The sequence below is a fragment of the Nonomuraea sp. NPDC001684 genome (assembly GCF_053596515.1).
The window spans coordinates 20,115-27,014 of sequence record NZ_JBSFGJ010000093.1; the positions used below are offsets into that span (position 1 = coordinate 20,115).

Consider the following 6,900-nt stretch of genomic DNA (forward strand, 5'->3'; position numbering starts at 1 on the left):
ATTCGCCTGTAGCGGAAAAGGAAGGTTCGATGTCACGACCCCGAGAGGCACTGATCCAGGCAGGTCAGGGCATAGCCCAAGCGGTCGCTCAAGGAGGTGACGTACGGCAGGCGATGAGCCAGGCGATCGGTCAGGTCGCCGACCAGGCCGGCCAGCTCACCGGCCAGGCCCCCGGCTTCGCGCTCAACCCGCACGACTTCGCCGCCGCCCGCGACGGCGGCGCCTCCGTCGGCACGCTGATCGAGGCCAGGTCCGCCTCACTGAACGAGGCCGGCGAGATCGTCAACCGCAGCTTCGCCGAGAACGGCATGCACGTCATCTCGCCGGTGGTGATCCCCAAGGGCAGCACGGCCAAGGTGGTCATCCCGCTGACGGTGCTGGTGGTCCTGGGCCTGATCGGCGCGCTCGGCGGCATCGTGCCGGGGTCGGACATCTTCTTCGGCCCGCACTACTGGGTGGTGCTGGTGCTGGCCGCCGCGTTCCTGTGGTGGCGCCGGAGCGTGGTGATGGTCCCCGAGGGCTGCAAGGCGCTGATCACCAAGTTCGGCAAGCTGGTGCACATCGCCGACCCGGGCCGGGTGACGCTGTTCAACCCGTGGAAGCGGGTCAGCTACATCGTCAACACCACCCGCGAGTACCCGTTCAACGCCCCCATCAGGGAGGCGCCGACCCAGCAGGGCGTCAAGGCCAGCGTCGACCTGTTCCTGCAGTTCAGGATCGAGAACCCGGCCGAGTTCATCTTCGTGCTCGGCTCGGTCAGCGGCTTCCAGTCCAAGCTGCAGAACGCCATCAGCGAGGTCACCCGCTCGCTGATCTACGCCCAGCGGGCCGAGGACATCTACGACCTGGTGGGCGAGAGCACCCTCGGCATGCTGGAGAACCTGAACCAGCAGTTCCTGCCCGCCGTACGGCTCACCGACGTGAACATCACCCACGCCGAGCCGTCCAGCCAGGAGTACCGCATGGACCTGGCCGCCCCCGAGATGGTCCGGGTGGCCAAGGAGGCCTACACCTACGAGTACGAGCTCCAGCTCCGCAAGGAGCAGAACGAGGGCGACCTGGTCAAGGAGCTGGCGGGGCTGCAGGAGACGCTCAGCGCCATCCAGGCCGAGATCGCCGGCTACCAGGCCCGCATGGACACCGCGCTCGAACGCGCCAGCCACCAGGCCACCGCGCAGGCCAGGCAGCGCCTGGTCGAGGCCGAGTCCACGGCCAACGCCAACGCCGCGCTCCTGGAGGCCCAAGCCCTCGACATCCGGGCGCTGTCGGCCGCCGAGGCCCCCGAGATCCTCGACTACCGCTTCCAGCAGGACCTGCTGACCAAGCTGGAGTCGGTGGCCACCCGGCTGCCGCAGGTGGTGCAGGTGGGCGAGCAGACCGACATCGACTTCCTGGCCCTGGCCCAGCAGCTCGTGGGCGGCAAGGGCGCGGCGCTGTTCTCCGCCGAGGACATGGCCGCCATCCGCGGCCGGCTCGGCGAGATCGCCGCCCGCGTCAGCAGCCGCGAGGACGAGATCGCGGCCCTGCTGAAGAAGGCCGCCGCCGACGTGAGCGAGCCGCAGGCCACGCCTGAGCCCGACCACGACCTGGAAAGCACGGTCGAGCGCCTGCTGCCCGGCCGCCTGAGCGAGGGTGAGGTCCGATGACCCGCGAGTTCTCGAAGATCAAGGAGTCGCTGGCCTCCTGGTCCGACATCCGCCAGCTGCTGCGCGGCGGCGAGCAGGGCCAGCTCGTGCCGGTGGTGATCCCCAAGGACCGGCGCGGCTTCGCCTGGATGGCGCTCGTCCTGCTGGCCCTGTACTTCGCCGGGATGGCCGCGCTCACCGACCTCACCCTGCCCGCCGCGCTGGCCGCGCTGTTCTTCCTGGTCGTGGCGCTGGTCACGATCTGGCGCCAGGCGATCATCGAGATCGAGGAGGGCACCACCGGCGTGCGCAGCCGCTGGGGGGCGATCACCGGCACGCTCCCGCCGGGCCGCCACTACCTGTGGCTGCCGTGGGACCGGGTGGACGCGGTCGTGGACACCTCCACCGAGATCCCGTACTCGGCGCCGATCGTGGCCTGCCCGACGGCCGAGAACGTGCCGCTGAAGTCGATCGAGTTCTTTCTGAAGTTCCGCATCGTGGACCCGGTGGCGTTCGTCCGGACGATCGGCGCGGGCAACTTCGACCTCGTGCTCTCCAGCGCCGTGCAGGACGCGATCAGGCAGCGCAGCCGGCGGGTCAACACCGAGCGCGCCTACGACCTGCGCGGCTCCGACGTCGGGGACATGCAGGAGGCGCTCAACCGCCAGCTCGGCCGGTACGGCGTGCGCGTCACCGGCGCCAACATCCCCGACGTCCAGCTCCCCGACCAGTACCAGCAGCACCTGGCCACCCGGGAGAAGGTCGCCAAGGAGCTGTCGGCCTACGAGCGCGAGTGGGAGCTGACCCGCAAGCGCCGCATCGACACGCTGCTCATGGAGATCGAGCGCTCCAAGAAGACCCGCGACGCCCGCGTGGTCGAGGTCAAGGCCGCCCACAACACCGCGCGCAAGAACGTGGCGCGCATGCTGGAGGAGCAGGAGACCGAGGCCCAGCGCGTGACGTGGGAGATCGAGGCGCGCGGCAGGGCCGACCTGACCGCCGCCGAGAACGAGGCCAAGGCCCTGCGCAGGCTGGCCGAGTCCTACCGCGACAACCGGGCCGTGCTGCAGTACGAGCTGGCCCGCCGGCGCCTGGACGTGGGCGCCAAGCTCGCCGAGAACGCCCCCCAGCCGCTGGTCGTACGGACCCAGCAGGGCCAGGCCGACTCGGCGCTGTCCACCCTCGTCCTGGCCCAGCTGCTCCCCCGCATCTCGGGCACGGGACACGCCGCCGTCAACGGCCAGACCCCCACCGCATAGGAGAGACCCATGGTGTTCCGCAAGTTGATGGCCGCCTTCGGCGCGGGCGTCGAGGTCGACACGGTGCTGACCGACGCGACCGTGCGTCCCGGTGAGCCGCTGCGCGGCGTCGTGCACTTCCGCGGCGGCGGCTCGGACTACAAGGTCGAGGGCATCTACCTCGACCTGACCGCCGTGGTGGAGGTCGAGAGCGGCGACAACGAGTACAAGACGACCTACAGCTTCCTGCGCCAGCAGGTGGCCGGGACGTTCCAGCTCGCCTCGGGCGCCCAGCACCAGCAGCCGTTCGAGATCATGGTGCCGTGGGAGACGCCGATCAGCGCGATCGGCGGCCACCCGCTGCACGGCATGCGGCTCGGCGTCCAGACGGAGCTGGCGCTGGCGGGCGCGATCGACAAGGGCGACCTCGACCCGCTGTTCGTCAGCCCGCTGCCGGCCCAGGAGCACGTCATCGCCGCCCTCGACCGGCTCGGCTTCGGCTTCAAGAAGGCCGACCTGGAGCGCGGCACGCTGTACGGCTCGACGATGCCGTTCTTCCAGGAGATCGAGTACTACGCGGGCGGCCAGTGGCGGCGGCACTTCAACGAGCTGGAGCTGACGTTCATCGCCGGGCCGCGGCAGATGGACGTCATCCTGGAGGCCGACAAGCGCGGCGGCTTCCTGACCTCCAGCCACGACACCTACAACCGCTTCACCGTGCGCTACGACGACCACCCCGGCGCGGCCGACCAGGCGTTGCAGCACGGCCTGGAGCAGATGGCCCGCCGCCGCGGCTGGTTCTAGCCGGGCGCTCCCCTGAGCCGGGCGGCGTCCCGGCTCAGGGGACCCGGTACATGCGCTCGGTCCAGGCCCGGTAGCGCCAGGTGTGCCCGACGCGGTAGTCGTGGCCCAGGTAGACGCCGAAGACCTGGCGCTTGAGCTCGCGCAGCGCCCCCGCGACGTTGGGGGCCCAGCCGGTCATCGGGTAGCCGCGGTAGGAGACCGCCCGCAGCCCCAGCCCGCTCGCCGCGGCCAGCGCGAAGCGGGCCGAGGCGACGTGGTCGGGGTGGTCGCACAACCCCCGGCCGGTGGGCGGCTCGGGGTCGAGCGTGCGCAGCACCGTCGGCCGGAAGCGGGCGTAGAGCGCGCGCAGCACGCCGACCACGTCCCGCCGGCCGACGCAGCCCGGCTCGGGGCCGGCGCCGAACCGGCGCACGCAGGAGCGGTCCTGCCACAGCCTGGTCAGCGCGTCGCGACCGCCGTCCGCGCGCGGGTCGCCGCCGTCCGGCAGCCCGACGAAGGCGAGCCTGACCGCCGGCCTGTCGGCCAGCTCCTCCAGGCGGACGGGGAAGCCGCCCGCCGTGATCGTCGTGACCCGCCAGACGTCGGGCGCGCCGGCCAGGAAGGCGTACGCGGCCCGCAGGCCCCGCGCGCGGTCGCGGGTGTAGGCGACGGGGTCGCGGTCGTCGTCCCAGCCGGCCTGGCCCTCGCCCGCGGTCAGGTAGACGGTCACCGTCGGGCGGTGCCACTGGACGGCGCCGTACAGGTCGGGGCTCATGAACAGCAGGTCGTCGTCCGGGTGGGCCACGACCTGCATGAACCGCTCCGACGACGACGGCCGGTGGACCTCCGCCCACGCCGCCGCGGGCGGGGCCGGGCACGCCAGCACGGCCACCAGCACCAGCGCCAGCGCGGCCGCCGAGAACATCCTGATCCCCTTCATCCCCACCCCCGTGCGCTTCCAGTATCGAACCTGGTCAGGTCCCGGTCCTGAGCTGCCAGGGGGAGATGTCATGTCATTCCCGGGTAGGAGATACCTCCTTCCCGTGCGCTGGAAGTCGCATGCCGGCGGTCGTTACGATGACCTAGGGATTGACCGATCGTCGGACGGGCGGGCGAACGATGGCACGGTTCACGGCGGCGCTGAAGCGGGTCGCCCCATGGGCGGCCCAGAACGCCGACGGCGCCATCGCGCTGTTACTGGCGGTCGTGATCGGCGTGCTCGGCATCATGCCCGACGAGGTGGTGCCGACCGATGTGCAGACCCAGCTCGTGAACGCCGCGACGCTGGTGATCATGGCGCTGGTGGCCACCGCCCTGCTGCGCGACCGCGCCCGTCAGGCCCCGGTCGAGGAGACCATCACCTCCGGCGCGCTGGCCCAGCTCCCCGTCCGGCTGTCGCGGCTGGAGGAGATCGAGACACTCGTCCACGGCACCCGCAAGGCCCTCGATGCGTTGCAGCTGGTCAGGGTGCTGGGCAGCAAGCAGGAGATCGCCCAGATGCACGCCGAGGCGCGCAAGGACACCACCCGGTGGAGCTTCAAGGGCGGCACCGGCACCTACCTGCGCGCGGTCACCCTGCCCGAGTGCGTGGCCGCCGCCCGCCGGGACAAACGGCACCTGGTGGTGCGGGTCGAGGTGATCGACCCGTCCAACGTCGAGGTGTGCGAGACGTACGCCCACTACCGGCGCTCCCTGTCGGACTCCCCCGACGCGACCGGCGAGACGTGGACCACCGACCGGGTCAGGAAGGAGTCGTACGCGACGATCCTGGCCGCCTTCTGGTACCGCCAGCGTTACGGCCTGCTCGACATCGAGGTCGGCCTGTCGTCGTCGATGACGACGTTCCGCTGGGACCTGTCGGCCACCCGGCTGATCATGACGGTGGAGGACCCCAACCGCGCCATGACCGCGCTGGCCGGCACGTTCTACTACGAGAACTGCGACACCGAGCTGCGGCTCAGCTTCGAGCAGGCGCGGCGGGTGCAGATGGACATGTACAAGAAGGCGCCGCTCGGCGACGAGCCCACGATCGAGGAGGTCCAGGACCTGTTCGGCCGTATCGGGGTGCCTCTCCCCAAGGCCTACGACGGCCGCGACGTCGTGGACATCGCGCGCAAGGCCCTGCGCGCCGTCGATCCCTACGGCGAGGCGCGTCCTGCGGCCCTCCGACGAGACGGAACGTGAGTGCGACTCATGAGCTACCGGTCGGTCTTCCAGCGGGTCCACGACGGACAGGCCAGGTCGTGGGCGCTCGGCGTGCTGAGGGAAACCGCGCGCCCCAGGGCCGTACGCCATCCGCTCGGCTTCGTCTGCCTGCCGCTGGAGCGTGAGGGCGGCGAGGGGGTATGCCTCCACCTGTGGTCCGACTCGCTCCAGCACGCCGAGAGCACCACCTCGCAGATCCACTGCCACAGCTGGGACCTGGTCAGCCACGTGCTCTACGGCCAGGTGCGCAACGTGCACGCGGTGGTCACCGACGCGGGGCCCGACGCCACGCACCGGGTGTTCGAGGTGGTCAGCGGCGCCGACGGCGACCGCATCTCGCCCACCCGCCGCACCGTGCGGCACGCGACCGGGCTGGTGGAGCTGTTCGGCCCCGGCGACACCTACACCCTGCCGGCCGACCGCTTCCACAGCAGCGTGGTGCCGGAGGGCGGCGAGGCGGCCACGATCGCGCTCGGGCGCGGCCGGCCCGGCAGCCGCGACCTGTCGCTCGGCCCGCTCGGGGCGGGCGGCCACCACGTTCCCCGGGAACCGCTGAACGCCGAGGAGACGGCGCTGGCCGTCCGGCTGATCACCGCCCACCTGACCTGAGGGGTGCCCGATGGACCTGGATCACGCTCGCTCTGTGGCCGTCGAGGCCGCCCAGGCCGCCGGGGCGCTGCTCGCGGCGGGCACGCGTGGGGCCGTCGGCATCCGGGCCAAGGGCGAGGCCGGCGACGTCGTCACCGATCTCGACCTGGCCTCGGAGAAGCTGCTGGTCGAGCGCATCCTGACGGCCTTCCCCTCGCACACGATCGTGGCCGAGGAGTCCGGGCTGATCGGCGCGGCGGGCGGCGAGTGGACGTGGCTGGTCGACCCGCTCGACGGCACCAACAACGTGGCCATCGGGCTGCCCACGTACGTCGTGGGGGTGGCGTTGTGCCGGGCCGGGCGGCCGGTGCTGGGCGTGGTGCACGACCCGGTGACGGCCCAGACGTGGTCGGCGATCCGGGGGCGCGGGGCCGTGGCGTCCACGGGGGCGCGGCTGGCGC

General features: G+C 71.7%; 7 protein-coding genes. 6 read left to right on the forward strand and 1 reads right to left on the reverse strand.

The annotated features are described in order from the left end of the window. The first annotated feature begins 29 nt into the window (after positions 1–29). From ACWCSD_RS19155 to ACWCSD_RS19165, 3 genes are read left to right on the forward strand one after another with little or no spacing between them, the layout of a single operon-like run. Positions 30–1,646 carry an SPFH domain-containing protein gene (locus ACWCSD_RS19155; RefSeq protein WP_358293784.1) on the forward strand — a complete coding sequence of 539 codons (1,617 nt, stop codon included), beginning with the start codon at positions 30–32 and terminating at the stop codon, positions 1,644–1,646. Continuing rightward, complete coding sequence (locus ACWCSD_RS19160) at positions 1,643–2,884, forward strand: SPFH domain-containing protein (protein WP_397162095.1); 1,242 nt, start codon at positions 1,643–1,645, stop codon at positions 2,882–2,884. Before ACWCSD_RS19155 ends, ACWCSD_RS19160 begins: the two co-directional genes overlap by 4 nt. A 9-nt stretch (positions 2,885–2,893) precedes the next feature. After that, the gene (locus tag ACWCSD_RS19165; RefSeq protein WP_387666638.1) at positions 2,894–3,667 is read left to right on the forward strand and encodes a sporulation protein; all 774 of its coding nucleotides are present in this window, start codon (positions 2,894–2,896) and stop codon (positions 3,665–3,667) included. A gap of 34 nt (positions 3,668–3,701) precedes the next feature. Here the strand turns inward: ACWCSD_RS19165 and ACWCSD_RS19170 are convergent, their stop codons facing one another. Next, positions 3,702–4,586, reverse strand: coding sequence for a PIG-L family deacetylase (locus ACWCSD_RS19170; protein ID WP_449916480.1), 885 nt, complete (start codon positions 4,584–4,586; stop codon positions 3,702–3,704). 179 nt (positions 4,587–4,765) lie between these two features. On the opposite strand from ACWCSD_RS19170, the gene ACWCSD_RS19175 reads away from it, so the two are divergent. The 3 genes from ACWCSD_RS19175 to ACWCSD_RS19185 all read left to right on the forward strand — a co-directional run. Next, a complete protein-coding gene (locus ACWCSD_RS19175) occupies positions 4,766–5,830 on the forward strand; it encodes a hypothetical protein (RefSeq protein WP_449916483.1) in 1,065 nt (354 codons plus the stop codon). Positions 5,831–5,839: 9 nt separating this feature from the next. Next, complete coding sequence (locus tag ACWCSD_RS19180; RefSeq protein ID WP_449916486.1) at positions 5,840–6,460, forward strand: hypothetical protein; 621 nt, start codon at positions 5,840–5,842, stop codon at positions 6,458–6,460. 34 nt (positions 6,461–6,494) lie between these two features. Next, a partial coding sequence (locus ACWCSD_RS19185) for an inositol monophosphatase family protein (RefSeq protein WP_449916488.1) occupies positions 6,495–6,900 on the forward strand: 406 nt, incomplete at its 3' end.